1 protein-coding gene is annotated in these 673 nt (G+C 33.7%); it reads right to left on the bottom strand.

Going from position 1 to position 673, the window contains the following annotated elements; translation table 11 throughout:
* Positions 1-673 (bottom strand): DNA ligase LigA-related protein (locus tag FUA24_RS04050; RefSeq protein ID WP_449441417.1); only part of this gene is annotated, 673 nt, incomplete at both ends.

Below are 673 nucleotides of genomic sequence, written 5' to 3'. Positions count from 1 at the left end.
TTTTTATACCTAAATTTTTACCTGTAATATTGTAAAGTAAACATTCTAAAGGGCGTTTAGCAACTTCAGAACTATCTTGTAACTTTAAACTTCCTGAAGCTGTATTTCTTGGGTTTCTGTAAGGCTCTTCACCATTAGCCAAACGTGCTTCATTCATTTTATTAAACCCATCAAAAGGCAAAACAATTTCGCCTCTAATATCAAACTTTGAAGGAAAATCGCCTTTTAACTGCAATGGTACAGATTTTATTGTTTTTACATTGGCTGTAACATTATCACCTTGAAAACCATCGCCTCTTGTTACAGCACGTACTAACTTACCGTTTTCATAGGTTAAACTCATTGAAGCGCCATCATATTTTAGCTCACAGGTGTATTGTACGTTGCCATCAACTAGTTTTTTTATGCGTGTTTCCCAATCTTGTAAATCTTCTTTTGAGTATGAATTATCTAAAGAATACATACGGTGCTCATGTACAACTGTTTCAAAATTTTTGGTAATAGCACCTCCCACGCGTTGTGTTGGCGAGTTTGCATCAAAAAACTCAGGGTGTTTTTCTTCTAAAGCTTGAAGTTCTTTTAGTTTTATATCAAATTCAAAATCTGAAATTGTTGGAGTATCAAGCACATAATAATTGTAATTATGTGTACGTAATTCTTCCCTTAGCTGATT

The organism is Seonamhaeicola marinus, assembly GCF_008085455.1.
Note: the sequence above shows the minus strand (reverse complement) of the source record. Positions and strands in the feature narration are given on the sequence as shown.